This window comes from Leptospira venezuelensis (assembly GCF_002150035.1).
GTDB lineage: Bacteria > Spirochaetota > Leptospiria > Leptospirales > Leptospiraceae > Leptospira_B > Leptospira_B venezuelensis.
In genome coordinates this window covers 349,313-364,743 of record NZ_NETS01000007.1, presented here as the reverse complement: position 1 = coordinate 364,743, position 15,431 = coordinate 349,313, and the positions used below count along the sequence as shown (strand labels likewise).

Genomic DNA, 15,431 nt, shown 5'->3' with positions numbered 1-15,431 from the left:
TAATAGCTAATCCTTATTTTACCCTATGAGCAAAGACTACGTCTGGGATACGTTTTAAATTGTCGAGGATCTCCTTCAATTGGTCCAAATGTTCCACTTCTATCATGAAGCGAGCCATCAAAGTATCCTTTTGCACTGTAGAAGCTCCTGCTTCCAGAATATTTGTCTGGGTTCCGGAGATACTTTTTACCATCTCCAAATAAATTCCCTGACGATCCTTTGCTTTAACTTCTACACGAACTGGAACCGGCTCCGTTTGTCCGTAGTCCCAATCCACTGTAATCTGTCTGAGTTGTTCTTCTTCTCTTTGTTTTAAAGCAACGCTGCAGTTTTTTTTGTGAACAGAAACACCTCGTCCCCTAGTAACAAAACCAATGATCTGGTCTCCAGGAAGAGGAGAACAACATCCCGAAAGTCGAACCGGAATATCTCTTAGTCCCGCGACCAAAATTTTCCCGCCTGCAACTTGTCCTTGTGCCTGAGTTTGTTTAGAAACTTTTTCAGAAGGTTTACGCTTAAGTTCTTCTAATACTTCTGCGTTAAGAGTGAGTTCCGCCGCACTCTCAGCACCTTGCGCCAAATCCTTACTTGTCTCTTCTCTAAGTTTTCTAAAATAAGCGCGTAACTTTTGTCTCGCAGAAGGAGTTTTAACAATACGAAGCCAAATAGGGGAAGGTTTGGATCTTTTGTCGATAACAACTTCTACCTGGTCCCCACTACGCAATTCAGTACGAAGAGGAATCATTCTACCATTAATCTTAGCACCTTTACAATGCAAACCTACATCTGTATGGATCCTGAATGCAAAGTCAAGAACCGTTGCACCTTTTGGAAGTTGTATAATTTCCCCTTTAGGAGTGAAAACGAATACCTCATCCTCATGAAGATCGTATTTTAATTCTTCTAAAAATTCTTTAGGGTCTAGAGCGGAATCCTGCCAGGTCTGAAGGACTTCCAACCATTTCACGGTTAGATGTCTTTCGTTAGCATGGGTTTTACCTTCTTTATATACCCAGTGAGCTGCGATCCCGAATTCAGCGATCGCATTCATCTCTGCGGTACGGATCTGCACTTCCAAAGGTTTTCCGTCGGGACCAATCACAGTCGTATGAAGTGATTGATACATATTTGTTTTAGGAGTTGCGATATAATCCTTAAATCTACCTGGAACAGGAGACCAAAGTGTATGCACAATTCCTAATACTCCGTAACAGTCCTTGATCTCGTCTGTAACAATACGGATCGCTCTTAGATCGAAAATTTCGTCGAAAGTTTTTTCTTTCGTTTTCATTTTACGATAGATAGAGAAGAAATGTTTTGCTCTTCCTTCTACATTTGCATTGATCTGAATTTCGGCGAGTCTCTGTTTCAAGATCAGCTGAAGTTTTTCGATATAATCTTCTCTTTCCGATTTTTTAGCGCTTATACGCTTTTTAATATCTTGGTATTCTTCCGGAAAGATAACTTGGAATGCTAAATCTTCTAATTCGGATTTGACTGAGTAGATACCGAGTCTTCCGGCGATAGGTGCGTATAAAGAAAGAGTTTCGTTTGCAATCCTTCTCTGCTTTTCGGGCGGTTGGAAAGAAAGAGTCCTCATATTATGAGTTTTATCTGCAAGTTTAATCAAAATAACCCGAATATCTTGGATGGTCGCGATGATGATCTTTCGAATATTCTCAGCAGCTTCCGTTTCTTTGGATTGGCTTTTGATCTGAGAAATTTTAGTTACACCTTCCACAAGCTGAGTTATCTCAGTTCCGAAATCTCGGACCATATCATCTCTTGTGTATTTCGTATCTTCGATCACATCATGAAGGATCCCAGCAGAGATTACCTTCTCATCTAGACCTAACTCGTATAAAATAAAACCTACTTGGAGAGGATGAACAATATAAGGTTCTCCCGAAAGACGGAACTGCCCATGGTGAGAATCTTCGGAGACCTTATAGGCCTTCTCGATCATTTCCAGAGCTTCGGGACCCATAGTTTCCCGAACCCCTTCCATTAACATTTCTTTGGTAGCTGGAGCCTTAACAAATCCCATGTATTAGGTCCTTATATCCAAACCAAGATCCAAAAACCTGGTAGTGTGAGTCAGATATCCCATACTCACTCCTACTCCAGGAAATTCAGACAATGCGTCCAGCTTCTCCGGAGTAATCCTTCCGGAACATTCTATTAGAATTTTAGGATTTTTTTCTTTTACCCTTTGGAAAGCTTTGCGTGTATCAGGTATATTAAAATTATCTAACAGTAAAACATCTGGCTCCGCATCAAGTGCATCTTCCAGTTGGTCCAAGGAATCTATTTCCAGTTCCACCATTCTTCCGGGAAAATTAGATCTAATTTTTCCCACAGGGATTTTTGCAGATCCGAATAAAGCCAAATGATTGTCTTTGATCATTGCCATTTCAGAAAGATCCAATCTATGGTTGGAACCTCCGCCGCAGTACACAGCATACTTTGCAAGTTTTCTATAACCAGGTAGAGTCTTTCTGGTATCCAGGATCATTATACCCTTAGGCCCATACTGATCCACGACCTTTCGAGTCGAAGTCGAAATGCCGGAAAGATATTGTAGGAAGTTTAGAAGGATTCTTTCTACACGTAGCATGGAGAGAAGACTGCCTTGTATCTCTGCGATTTTATCTCCATTGACGAATTTTTCTCCGTCTTTAAAGAAGAAGTTAAACTGCAAATCTCCGTCGGAAAGTTTGGAGAGAACTTCAGCAACACCGCTGCCGCAGAGAATACCTTCTTCCCTTGCATTTAAATATGCGATCGCCTTCTGATCTGGAGAGAATAAGGAAACAGACGTTATATCTTGGTCAGGACAATCCTCGTCCCATGCCATTTTAGCCAGGGGAAAATAATCCGCTGCGCTCGTCTCTGATATAGGCTTAGTATAAGCCCTCTTCACTTGTAATTCACCGCTAAGTAAAACTGTTTCGGATAATAAATGAGGATCAAGCGGAATTCGAAATTTTCATACTTCGTAAAAAAGAAAGGCCCGGAAAAATCCGAGCCTCATATTTGTTAGAGTTGCTAAAATATTAGACTTATATTAACGAGCTTCTTCGTCGCTTTCCTGTTCACCAGAATCAGAAGGTTGCTCATTTTCTGTAGAAGGTGCCGGAGTAGAAGACTCTTCTTCTTCCGGTTCTTGCTCAGAAGTCGAAGAGGAAGGAGGCGTGGTTGTCTCTTCCTTCTTCTCTTCCGGTGTAGAAGCTTCTACCTTATCACTTCCTGTCTGCTTTTTAGGAGCCTTTTTAGGATCGAATTTAGTAGATCCTTTTGCAGGCGGAATTAACAATACTTGTTTAGGATAGATCAAGTTTGGATTTTTGATCTTACCGCGATTCGCATCGTAGATACGTTTCCAAAGTTTAGAAGTACCGTAATGTTGTTTGTAAGCGGAAATTCTCCAGAGGCAATCAGCAGGAATTTTCTTACGAACTACGTATTTTTTCCAGCCTTCAGGAAGTTCTCCGGAAGAAGAAGCCGTTGAATCTTCTCCTTTTTTGGTAGAAGAAGTTGAATCTCCCGCATCACCTTTACGACCCGCAACGGAAGATCCAGTGCGCAATCTTTCAGCGATATCATCAGACTGATCTACTACGATACGAGAAAGTCTGATCGCTTCTTCGGATCTACCAATAGAATCTTCGTATTTTTCGGAAGAATATAACTCTTCTGCAGAAACTAAAGACTCATCAGCAGCTTTCAAGTTCTCGTCAGCTCTTTGGTAAGAGGTTTGGAGATCCTTGCTGGATTTCAGTTTAGACTGATCGATTCCAGAGAGTTTATCCTTAGCTTTTCCGATAGAATCTTTTGCTTCTACCTTCTTCTTGAGAGCGTAAGCTTGGATATTTTTTGCTACTAGTTCAGCTGATTTTTTGCGGATATCATCGATTTCGGAATAACCTTCTTTGATTTTTCCTTCGTCGATTTTTGCCTTAGCAGCATTCAAACGTTCTCTTGTTTGAGAAACTTCTGGGTCTTGGCCGCCAGCATATCTGTCCGCATCATCCAGATTTTTTTCGATATCTGCAAGAGAATCGATTAGCTGTTGCTTTTGGGAAAGAGCCAAAGATTTAGCATCACTTGCTGCCTTTTTGGACTCCAGATATTTTTTATTACTTTGTTCGTACTGATCGAAAGCAGCAAGACGAGTTCTAAGCTTTGCGTCGTCTCCGGATTCCTTAGGATAGGATTCCAAAGTGCGATCAGCATTATCTCTTAGAGTGTCCCCTTCTTTCTTAAGCTCTACTGCATTATTATAAGGTTCTGCAGCGAGTTGAGAAGCATAAGCCTCATCCGCTTCATTGATAGCGGTATTAGCTTGTGTCTTGGACTCTTCAGTCAATTGAGGATAAGATTTTTCTAATGCATCATACGCTTTACTTTTTGCGTATTCAGCACTTTTCTTAGTCTCGCCTAAGTCTTCGTTAGAAGCTTTTTCATGAGCGGTCAAAAGACTTTTACGAGCTTCTTCGAATTCTCCGGAAGCGTATCTTTCTGCGCCTGCATCTTTTGCGCGAGTGATAGCGGTTTTTGCTTCCGCTAATTCTTTTACGGGTAGTTCCGACCCACAGGCAACTAGGAATCCTAAAACTCCCAGTACCAATGATGGGAACGATATAGCTCGAAAAGTTTTCATTTATTTTGCACCAGCCAGAGGATCGTTAAAAAAATGCCTTACTTATTTGAAGGCAGCGACTGCATCAGCTTCGTTATCAAAGATCTCGAAGAATGATGTTAATTTAGTTAATTCAAATACCTTTCTTACGGAACCCGCAACATTGATAATCTTAAGTCCACCCTGGTATTTTTTTAAGTTAGAGAGGCTGGAAATCAAAGCACCGATTCCGGATGAGTCAATATAAGAGACCTTTTCCAGATTGATAATAGTATAGTATTTCTGCTCTTCAATGAGCTTTGCGATCACATCCTTAATCTCAGGGGCATTGTATAAATCGATCTCCCCATTGATGTCCAGAATTACGATGTTACCGCTTTCCCTTCTGGTGATTTCCATAAAAAATCAGCAACTCCTTTCTTTATCTGTTTGAACCATCCTACAATAGGGGGGTCATTCTCTATATAGTCAACGAGAAATTTCCGGTCTTTCGTACAAATTTTTCCATTTAACGAAAAACTCGCTGAAATTTCCAACTTCGATGGAATGTCGAAGTTCTTTCATGAACTTTTTCATAAAATACAAATTATGGTACGTGCTCAAGGAAAATGCACTTAGCTCTTTCACGTGATGCAAGTGTCTGATATACCCAATACTGTATCTTTTACACACTTTACATCCGCATTCCGGGTCCATCGGCTCATCTCGAAACTTCCATTTTTCATTTCTGAGATTCACTTTGCCGAGAGAAGTGAATACTTGCCCATTTCTAGCGTTACGGGTGGGAAGAACGCAATCAAACATATCGACTCCGTTTCGAACTCCTTCCAAAATATCTGGAACAGTCCCTACTCCCATCAGATATAATGGTCTAGTCCTATCGGTGTACGAAGAAATTCCTTCCATGGTTCGGATAAAATCAGGTCTGGGTTCTCCTACCGAGAGACCTCCAATCGCAATTCCGGAGAACGGAAGCGAACGAATCTTCTCCAAACTTTCCAATCTTAGATCCAAATTGGTTCCACCTTGGAAAATTCCGAATAGGAATTGATTACGTTTGTCTTTCTCCCAGTAGTTTACCGCTACTTCTGCCCAGCGATGAGTTCTGTCCAAAGCATCTTTGATCCGAGAGACGGTTCCATCTCCGGGAGGACAATCATCTAAAACCATCATGATGTCTGAGCCAATCGTTCTTTGGATATCGATCACTTTCTCCGGAGTGAAAAAATGCGGACTGCCGTCGATATGCGAACGGAACTCCACTCCTTCTTTTTTAAATTTCACGAGAGAATTCAGACTGAAAACTTGGAAACCACCGCTGTCAGTGAGTAGAGCTTTTTTGTAAGAAACAAAGTTTTTGAGTCCGCCGAATTTTTCCAGAACCTCGGAACCCGGGCGAAGATAAAGATGATATGTATTCCCTAAGATCAGTTCATAACCTAACTCATCTATATCGTCAGAGTCCAATGACTTGACCGCACCTCTTGTGCCCACAGGCATGAATACTGGTGTCGGAATTTCTATTCCGTTGAGAGATAGGGTACCTGTTCGAGCAAATGAATTTGGATCTTCTACTCTGGATCTATAGATCATTTTTTGTTCGGACAATTCGGATCCAAACAAGTGCCGTAAATATTCAGGCTATGACCAGTGATCTTAAATCCGTTGCTTGCAGCAGCCTGCTCTTGCAACTGTTCGATCCTTTCATCCATAAATTCTACGATTCTACCACAATCTCCGCAGATAATATGATCATGATGAGTATGACCGATGATATGTTCGTAATATTTATAATCTTGTCCGAAATTATGCTCCTGCAATAACTTCGCTTCCACCATGATCGATAGAATTCTATAAATGGTAGCTTTAGAAATTTTATCCCTCTGGTCCTTAAATTCTTCCAGGAGGCTTTCCGCGGTGAAGTGATTGTGCAGGGAGAAAATACGTTCTGCTACTAACATCCTTTGGTTGGTGATCTTCAGTCCCTTCTTCTGTAAATAATCAGAAAAAGTTTTCATCTCCATCCGGATGGAATCGTCTACGGTTTTCAGAATTTCAGTTTCTCGGTCTTTATTCATTTTTTATGAGGAATGGAGCTCACTTGCAGAATCTTCCTTTCGGTTCAAGGAATCTGGGTGTTCACATTCTTTTCCACAATTTAAGATCCGGTTATGAGAATTATCAAGTGGAATTTCATTTTTAGGAAATGAAATACTTACTCTTCCTCACCTTCTATCTTGCCCGCTATAGAATAGTACCAGGCTCTTTCCATTTCTTCTGCAATACGGACCGCGAGAATTTTGAGTAATCTGGTCTGGGCCTGTCCTTCTGTTTCCATAAAACCAACTTGGTCCGAGTAAATAATTCTTGCGGGGATCTCGGTTCTTTCTAATGGAATTTTTTCTCCACCTGCTTTTTGGAGTTCCACCTTGCAGACTACAAACATCTCTTTACTGAGCTGTTGGCCACCCTGATCCAAAAGTGCTCCTACTTGTTGGTAATGACTGATCTCTCCGTAGATACGATATGCAGCTTGGGACTTCTCCCTAGTTTGGATAAATCTTCCCCTATAATTGATCTCTTGTTTAACTAAATCGGAAAGAGTAGTATGCATTGCAATCCCGTAGGAATTATTTCGAAAATTCTGCACATACACAGTACGTTTAGAATCTGGGATAGGAATGCCGTCGATTTTAGGAGGATTGCCAGGCTCCCGAGTAATATAGGTGCAAGAACTTAGGCAAAATACCAGAAAAATCGGAACAAGAAGCCTCATAACATCAGGCTTTTCTCCAAGTATTAGGCGGCAAGAAAATTTCTCAGATTTCAGGCTTTACAAATGAGAGGAACCGGATCTGAATTCGCAAATGGGAAAAAATTTCCTAAAACTTTTTCCGCAAATCCCCATTCGATTCGGACTTCTATCTCTACTACTTATACTCGCGTGGGGAGAAGGTAAAGCAGGCGAAACTGGCTCCAAAGTTTCAGCAGTTTCCCCCAGTATAAAAGCAGGTCCCCCTGCTCCAAAAAATATTTGGGACGACCTTACTCCTGAAGTTTTAGCAGATTTAGGAAATTTAGGTTTTCCCATGGAAATGGAAACTCCTATCTCAGGCTCTTACGCGGAATATAGAGTGCATCATCTTCATATGGGCTGCGATTTTAAGACATTTCATACAAATGGGATCTCTGCAATTTCTCCATTCCAAGGATATATAGAATCGATCGGCCAGTCCACGAAAGGATATGGATCCAATATAATTCTAAAATCTTCAGGTTCTAATCTAAAAGCGAAATTCGCTCACCTACTCGACTTCAAAGGTTTCAGAAAAGATTTAGATCTTTTGAGGGAAGCTTTGGCACTACTCAGCGGTGGAGAATTTCAGGTAAAACTTTCTCCAGGTTCTTATAATCTCCCCAAAGGAGAAAATATTGCAAGGTTAGGAGAATCCGGAACAGGAGTTAGCCATCTACATTTTGAGTTACATTTACCTAATGGAACCTTAAACCCTCTCCCCTATTTGCCCTTGAGAGGAAAAGACAGATATTCTCCTGAACTTTTACTGTTATATGTGGATTCTGAAGATGGAGTGCAGGCCAGACTACCATTAGAAAAAAAAGGAGAAGGTAAATTTGCTCTCCCAGGAAATCAAAAGCTAAATCTTGCAGGAGGGGTCCGTTTTAGATTAGGCGCCTACGATCAAATGACCTCTCGGAATAAAAACAATTTATTCTTTGCCGGGATCTATAAAGACGAAGTCCCATTGTATGAAAGATCATTTAGAGGAATGAGTTACGAAGAAGCTAGGATCCACCATGATATCTTTGATTCGAATCGTTCTTCTTTAAATCCTCCTGTTTATGTTTATAATCTCTTTCCTGCAAAAGGACCAAGTATCGATCTTAGGAATTTCGAAACTGGTAGCATTATCAAACTTGTCCTTAAAGCATCCGATCATGCTGGAAATCATTCCATTCTTCCTTTAGAAATAGAAGTCGGAACGATAAATACCAGAAAACCATCCATTACAAAAACTGAATTTAATTCCACAGATGGAATTCTGAAGATCAAAACTCCGAACAAAACTACCTACGGCCAAGGCCAATTGATTTTCAAAAAATTGGAAAAACTGGAAGAAGATCTAAAACTACCGGAAGGTCTTAAATCCAAGGGCTCTATTTATGAATTAGAATCTTCTGATCTATCATGGGTTGGAGAAGCTGAACTTACCTGGAGAGGTGCAGCCCTCGGTAAAAAAGACGGTATCTATATTTACGATAAGGCTTCTAAAAAATGGTCTGCTCTAAAACAGAAAGGGCAGATTGCTTTACTCACTAAACTTGGAGCTTTGGCAATTCTCACTGACGATGCAAAACCGGCCGTCAACTATCCATACCTAATCACAAGACATAGGAGGATCAAAGGCCAGGAAGAAGAGGGAATTGAAGAAAGATTATACACGGTTTCCGATACGGGCTCCGGCTACGCAGGCGGCGCAGAAGTTCTATTAGAAGGAGAAGTGTATCCCAGCGAATTCGATGCAGATCGCAAAATGCTTATAATCAAATTTCCTAAAACCTTTTCCGCTTGGAAAAAGTATATGCTGCTTCAGATCCGCATTAAGGATCGCGCAGGAAATACTTCCGATTGGTTTACTGATCTGGTAAGATTTTAGTTTACGCAGAGTCGCAAAGCCGCGGAGGGTTTTATGAATCAAAAACTAAAGCTGACACTTATAGTCGTAGCGGCCTTACTCTTATTCTAAATCGGTAAAATTCAAATTGGCATTTTCTTACGAGCCAAACCAACCCAAATTAGATAAAGAATTAGCAGATAGAATTACACAAATTCGTTCGCTTGTAAATCTGGTTGTCTCTTCTAAAACTTTGGGAGATTTTCAAAACATTCCAGCCCAGTTAGACTTAAGCGAAGAAATAAAGATGACCATAAATCATGTTTTGAGCGATGGAGAAATCTACTCAGCGCAGATCTCAGATATCCAAATCAAATAAAAAACCCCGCGAGTTGCGGGGTTTTTAGTTCGCACGGAGAACACAGAGTTCACGGAGTATTTTTAATTTAACAGAAGGAGCCAATCGCCCCTCAGTGAGCTCTGTGCGAAACTTTTTCTCTTAGTCCTGGTTTTGGAGAGAGTATCTGCTAATCTGCAAAACCTTAAACTTGGTTTCTGTTCCACCAAGATTTAAAGAAGCGTTATCTCCCACTTTTTTACCCAAAAGAGACTTAGCAAGCGGTGACTGATAAGAAATAATATTTCTTTCAGTATCCGCATCCCAAGCACCTAAGATAGAATAAGTTTGGTCTTCTCCGCTGGACTCGTTTTTGAGTTTTACGGTGGTTCCAATATTGATACGATCCGTTTTCACGTTGGATAGATCTAGAACGATAGCAGCTTTGAGTTCCGCTTCCAGTTTTTTGATCTGAGCTTGGAGCTGGACTTGTTTTTCCATAGCGGCTTTGTATTCCGCGTTCTCTCTTAAGTCCCCTCTTTCCTGAGCCTCTCCGATATCTCTGGAGTTTTCAGGCATCTCAACGTTCACCAAATGATCGAACTCTGCTTTTTTAGCGTTCAGCGCACGACGAGTAACGAGGACTGCATTTTCTGGGATTCTTGCCAGAACATCCTCTTCCTCTTCATCATCGTCCTCTTCTTCCCAAATCAAATCAGGTTTCAGAGCTCTGATGAGAGACATCAATTTGTCTTTTTCAGTCTCTTCGATATAAGGAACTTCTCTATAAAGAGCATAAACTTTGCGGATATATTCAGAATCTCCGTTTTGGATCGCCTCGCTAATTACAGCTGCATCGTTTCCGAAAAGGATTTCTTGGCAGGTGTTCTTAAGCTTGGTTCCTTTTTCCTCAATTTTGTTTAGAGGCTTTAATAAACGAAGAACTCTTAGGATTAGATCCTGTCTGGAAACGTTCATCCATTCTTCTTCCCAAGTTTTGAGAAGAATAGATTTTGCCACCCATAGGAAAACTTCAGGGTTTTCTTTGGCACGGCTAGATGAAGTTTCAATGAATAAGTTTAGTTCAGCGAATTTCCCGTCAGCTTCCAGAACGGAAACAACGTATCTGTTATTCTTAACTGGAACCTCGAATAGAAGTCCAACAAGGATATTGACCCAATCAGAATGCGATTTTTTCACTAAGTCTACGAAAGACTTTTTGATATCCAAGTTGCTGATCTTAGAAGAATATTCCAGGACCTCTTCTCTTTTGAGAGACTTAACAATCTTAGAAACATCATCCAATTTTTGGTATCTTTGGAAATCGTAAGGACTTCCGTCCTCTCCTTCCATGGTCGAAGCGACTTCATCCAAATACAAATATGCAACGATCTTGCGGAATGAATCGTGAGTTTGCTCTTCTTCAAAATAATGATGAGCGAAAGTATCAATCGCCGATTCAGCTTCTTCTTTGTTTCGAAGAGCTTCGATAGCGATGTCTAAACGTTTAGCAGGATCAGCATTCGCGTTGAATTTTTCGGTCAATTCTTCCGCGTAAGTGATCGGCTTTTCTCTATACCATAGTTCGTCTTTTTTCTTCGGGTTAAAGCCAAGGTTATCTTCTTTTTTGATAACATTTTTAGCTTTATTCCACCATTTAGACCAATCAACTACAGGTATAAATTTTCCAGCGATCTCTGCCTTCATTTCTGCAACCAACATATGGTTTTCGAAAGAAGTTAATAATTCTTTAAAGAAGCCAGGAACATCATTCTCAAATAAAGAAACAACGGAAGCTTTGTCCTCATAGAATCTTACCCAGATATGATCTCCTTTCAGAGGTTTCAAGCTGGTGATCGCCATTTGGATGGAAAGTTTATGATTCTTCTTATCTTTGAAGTCTACAAAGATAGAATCTCCGTTAGGCGAAATAGAAACTATCTTACCTACTCCCCAGTTTCTGTGAAGAACATAGTTACCAGTGTCGAATACGATGTTTCTTTCAAAGTTAGAAATACAAACTTTAACAGGTTTTCTGTTATTTCCTAACTCGGACATTTTTAAGAAATCTTCCAACAAGCTATGGTTGGCATATTTCAGTTTATAAACTCTGATCAGTTCGTTTCTTGCTTTGTTGGAAACAGGCTCATGATCCAAGATTTTTTTCAGAAGATAGATCACTCTATCCCAATCTTCAGTGATCTTGAATGGATCAACTAACGGATAAAGATAACCGGCAAGACGAGTCTTCTCACGATGACCTAAAAGGATACGCTCTACCTTTTCTACGAACTGGATATCGTCATAACTATTGGCTACAAAAATCGGCCAGATCTCTTCAAATTGTAGATAATCTTTTGTTTTTGCAAAAGTTTCGATCGCTTGTTTCAGATACGCGACCGCTTTCTCTTTGTTTTCATCAAGAATTGCTAATGCGTATTTTTTAGCAATCTCTGGATTCTTGCGATCTTGTTTTGCAAGTTTTTCCAGTATAGGCTTCAGCTCTTTATTCTTTTTTAGTTTTTCAAGAGCTTCTGCTTTGAAACGAAGAGCGTAACGATCCTCTCCGAATTTTAAAATATTATCAGTGATATGTTCAATGATGACCCATTTGCTGGCTTGTTTGAAAGAATCCAGTAGAGTCTTGAAGTAAGACGCAGCGTCTATACTTCCCTTTTGTAGTCCAAGTAATCCAAGCATATATCTTGCAGAAATACTTTCAGGATGATCAGCAAGATGTTCTTCTAATTTGGTTTTAGCTGAATCTATAAGTCCGGATGATTGAAAGGATTCTATAAGATCGTCGTAAATTTTAAATTTAGATGCTGGAATGGAATTTGCGTCCGAGCGTACATAAATCTCCTCGTTAAAAAGAGAAGTCAGCTTGTCCAGTTCGCTGGCAGGCTTAGTTTCCGCGGTTGTCGCAGTTTCGTTAGACATAGGAATTACTCCGCCGACGGGGTCGGCATTCAAAAATAGGTTCGGATGGGCGGTTTTTTTGTCTCTTAAGAGCCCTTTCAGATCAATTATAGCAGCTTAGGCTTATCCGTAAACTAGAATTTGGGAAGAGGACTCTACAAGAGGCTTTAGACCATTACTTAGGGATAAAATCGGCAGAAAAAGGAGTGATTTTCATAAGTTGCGACCCAATGAATTTTAAGAAAGTCGCGATGTTTCAAATATATCACCCGAGAGATTTAGTTGAGTACGTTTAGAATTTCTCCGCTTTCTCTCTGTATTTCTGCTCAAAACTATTTTGATCCATAAAACAAAAGATTTTTGCCAATTATAACTGGCAAAAACCAAAAAGAAAACAAAGCAAAAGCAAATCGATTGGCGACGGAGAAGCTGGTGGTTCACCCACTGTCCCGCCAGAACCATTATCATCGATACCAGGAGCAGGAGCTTCCGGAGGAGTATTCGGAATGTTCCAGCCCAAGCTTCTATATTTCTCTCCAATGGAAGCTCCCCAAGCTTGAAACCCTGCGGGAGTTGGATGAATTAAATCTAGAGCGGTATAATCTGGCCTTGGCACTGGCGCTCCAGGATATAAGGCCATGATGTCCCAAACTCGTAAGTATTCGATTTGCCTTCGACTGGAAATCTCAGGGTAATAACCTTCTAAACCGCCCATTCCAACGCTTGTCGCAAAACCAATACTTAATAAACCGCTTTTCAAAGGGTCCACAAAATCGTGCCCTACACTAACAATTCCTCCAGCCGGATAATTTCCGATAAGAAGAATTTTTTTATTTCTTCTTTGAAACACACTAATGATCCTCTCGATATTATCTTTTGCGACCAAGATTGCGGTCGGCATAGACCAAGGATATACATAGACAAAAGGGGCAACATGAAACATGTCATTTCCGCCTATCTCAAAGGCAACTTTTGTCGCAGTAATATAATTTGGATTAATTGGATTATGCGTCTGTGTATCAGGATCCACTTTTAAACAATTGAGTAAATGACCGAGCAGATCCGTCGTGGTCCATCCCGCCACCCCAAAGTTTTGCACGTTCCATGTAGTAGTATCGGTTCCAACCAATGCATTCATATTTGTATAATTATAAGGAGGAGCATCCGCAAAGTCGGATCGACTATCACCATACATGGTGATCAAAGTATTAGAATCATATTGTAAATACGCAATAGGGACCTGCCCTGGGAAATCCAAAGTAGTGTCACAATCCATCTGGTGACCATTACCCTCATAAAAGACCTCAGCCGAGGAATTTGAAACAACCAGCAAAAAAAGAACACACAAGATTACACGTTTCATTTAAAAATCTGTTACCTTAATCGTGTAATTGCATGCAGTAGGAATTGTTCCAGTAGAGTCGACTGAATATGTTTGTATCGCATATTTATAATAGTTAGAGCGATTAATAGAACAATTGAGCTGATTACCGGAAGGACCTTCTATATAGCTAAAATCGTTATTAGCACAGGTTCCCGGATCAGGTGGTGCATCAAATAAGTATAATGTATTATTAAAAACATCACAATAGTATAACTCGAAACGAACTTTACATCCGCTACTATCCTGAATTACAATTTCCAAATCTGTTCCGTTTGCGCCGGGTATCTTTTTGACACCTTGCCCAACGCTTACATTCACTACTTGCCCATTAGGAATGGTATTATTGACATTTCTGCAGAAATTTTCCCGAGGATTGAATACACCGTCATTATACATAACGAGTAGGTTTATTAGCAAATTATCATTTTTATCTTTCTTTAAAACGTCACAATTAAGAAGAAAAATGAATAAAGAGGAGAAAAGGAAAAATAGATTCGGTTTCATAATCTTTCACCATTACGAAGCTGTTCATTTATAATCTCTTCTCGAATTCGAGTCAACCAGTTCACATTTTCCTTTTGGAATTGCAAATCCATCTGGCAGTTACTCCAATTGGCTTCGATCATATAACTATTCATATAAATCCCGGCGGAAACATTTAACTTCAAGGCTTGCCTTTCACTTGCTTCTAAATTTGGAATTTCCATTAATCTTTCATTATAATAAGAACGCATTTGAGTTATCCGAATATTTCGTAACTCTTGTAATTTTTGCTCGGAAACCGGTTTTGGCCAAACTAAAGTCCCTTGGTCCCAAGCGTCCATGTCTGCCTGCATTTCACCTGCTGAAAGTCCCTCATAGATAAAAGTTTGAGAAAGAGCATCGACCGATTTTTGTATATTTTCCGGATTATTCCAGCCTGATTCTACTAAAGATTTTTCCAGATCGCCTAATGCCTGCAATTCGAACAAAGAAGGCCGCAATGAAGCTACATGAGAACCGTACAAAGAGATTAAAGCTTTTTCAAAACGACTCTTAGCCACACCATGAGATTCTAAATTTAAATCCGGATTAATGCTACAGTTAGCGAAATGAAAGAATGCAGGGAATAGTACTAGATATAAACATATCCTGACTAAAGTGTAAATATTAGAATTTCGCATTTTTATCTTCATATACAAATTAGTCAAAATTTGCAATATGCGGTCAAAAAAATTAAATTTCAGCTAACTGTCTTCAAAAAAACACAGATAAACTATTGCATAGCGTAAAAACTATCTAACAGGCCCTTTCATAAAGTCCCGACACGAGATCTAACAAATGGGATATAACGTGAAAGCTCAGAGGTATTTCTCACGCAGAGACGCTAAGACGCAGAGACTTTTAAAATTGTAGGAACTTTCTATTGTCTCAATACTCCGTGGCTCTGTGCCTCTACGTGCCTCTACGTGCCTTAAACACTACGACTCTTTCAAACTCTGCGTCTCCAAACAAAAAACGCGGGAGAGTTCCCGC

12 protein-coding genes and 1 pseudogene are annotated in these 15,431 nt (G+C 40.1%); 2 read left to right on the top strand and 11 right to left on the bottom strand.

Annotated features, from left to right (window positions below; all coding sequences use genetic code 11):
- Window positions 1–13: 13 nt before the first annotated feature.
- The 7 genes from B1C82_RS03725 to B1C82_RS03695 all read right to left on the bottom strand — a co-directional run bounded on the left by B1C82_RS03725 (window position 14) and on the right by B1C82_RS03695 (window position 7,418).
- Window positions 14–2,047: a RelA/SpoT family protein gene (locus B1C82_RS03725; protein WP_086446257.1), complete on the bottom strand. Its 2,034-nt coding sequence runs from the start codon at window positions 2,045–2,047 to the stop codon at window positions 14–16.
- Between the two features lie 3 nt (window positions 2,048–2,050).
- Window positions 2,051–2,923 carry a carboxylating nicotinate-nucleotide diphosphorylase gene (gene nadC, locus B1C82_RS03720; RefSeq protein ID WP_086446256.1) on the bottom strand — a complete coding sequence of 291 codons (873 nt, stop codon included), beginning with the start codon at window positions 2,921–2,923 and terminating at the stop codon, window positions 2,051–2,053.
- A 144-nt stretch (window positions 2,924–3,067) separates the two neighbouring features.
- On the bottom strand, window positions 3,068–4,663 hold the full coding sequence (locus tag B1C82_RS03715; protein WP_086446255.1) for a lipoprotein LipL71: 1,596 nt from the start codon (window positions 4,661–4,663) through the stop codon (window positions 3,068–3,070).
- A 42-nt stretch (window positions 4,664–4,705) separates the two neighbouring features.
- Window positions 4,706–5,041: an STAS domain-containing protein gene (locus tag B1C82_RS03710; RefSeq protein WP_008595243.1), complete on the bottom strand. Its 336-nt coding sequence runs from the start codon at window positions 5,039–5,041 to the stop codon at window positions 4,706–4,708.
- Between the two features lie 69 nt (window positions 5,042–5,110).
- Window positions 5,111–6,235 (bottom strand): tRNA guanosine(34) transglycosylase Tgt, encoded by a 1,125-nt coding sequence (gene tgt / locus B1C82_RS03705; protein ID WP_162494909.1) that lies wholly within the window; start codon window positions 6,233–6,235, stop codon window positions 5,111–5,113.
- On the bottom strand, window positions 6,232–6,720 hold the full coding sequence (locus B1C82_RS03700; protein ID WP_008595524.1) for a Fur family transcriptional regulator: 489 nt from the start codon (window positions 6,718–6,720) through the stop codon (window positions 6,232–6,234). The genes tgt and B1C82_RS03700 overlap by 4 nt, the downstream gene beginning before the upstream one ends.
- Before the next feature lie 137 nt (window positions 6,721–6,857).
- Complete coding sequence (locus tag B1C82_RS03695; protein ID WP_086446253.1) at window positions 6,858–7,418, bottom strand: LPS assembly lipoprotein LptE; 561 nt, start codon at window positions 7,416–7,418, stop codon at window positions 6,858–6,860.
- Between the two features lie 91 nt (window positions 7,419–7,509).
- Here B1C82_RS03695 and B1C82_RS03690 point away from each other — a divergent pair, with 91 nt between their 5' ends.
- Both B1C82_RS03690 and B1C82_RS03685 read left to right on the top strand, forming a co-directional pair.
- Window positions 7,510–9,318, top strand: coding sequence for a M23 family metallopeptidase (locus B1C82_RS03690; protein ID WP_086446252.1), 1,809 nt, complete (start codon window positions 7,510–7,512; stop codon window positions 9,316–9,318).
- A 103-nt stretch (window positions 9,319–9,421) separates the two neighbouring features.
- Window positions 9,422–9,655 (top strand): annotated as a pseudogene (locus B1C82_RS03685) (flagellar basal body-associated FliL family protein); the annotation flags it as partial.
- Window positions 9,656–9,775: 120 nt separating this feature from the next.
- Here the strand turns inward: B1C82_RS03685 and greA are convergent.
- From greA to B1C82_RS03665, 4 genes are all read right to left on the bottom strand, one after another.
- Window positions 9,776–12,553, bottom strand: a complete 2,778-nt coding sequence (gene greA / locus B1C82_RS03680) for a transcription elongation factor GreA (RefSeq protein ID WP_086446250.1) — start codon at window positions 12,551–12,553, stop codon at window positions 9,776–9,778.
- 346 nt (window positions 12,554–12,899) lie between these two features.
- On the bottom strand, window positions 12,900–13,895 hold the full coding sequence (locus tag B1C82_RS03675; protein WP_086446249.1) for an SGNH/GDSL hydrolase family protein: 996 nt from the start codon (window positions 13,893–13,895) through the stop codon (window positions 12,900–12,902).
- Window positions 13,896–14,420 carry a hypothetical protein gene (locus B1C82_RS03670; protein WP_086446248.1) on the bottom strand — a complete coding sequence of 175 codons (525 nt, stop codon included), beginning with the start codon at window positions 14,418–14,420 and terminating at the stop codon, window positions 13,896–13,898.
- Complete coding sequence (locus B1C82_RS03665; protein WP_086446247.1) at window positions 14,417–15,079, bottom strand: hypothetical protein; 663 nt, start codon at window positions 15,077–15,079, stop codon at window positions 14,417–14,419. The genes B1C82_RS03670 and B1C82_RS03665 overlap by 4 nt, the downstream gene beginning before the upstream one ends.
- Between the last annotated feature and the right edge of the window lie 352 nt (window positions 15,080–15,431).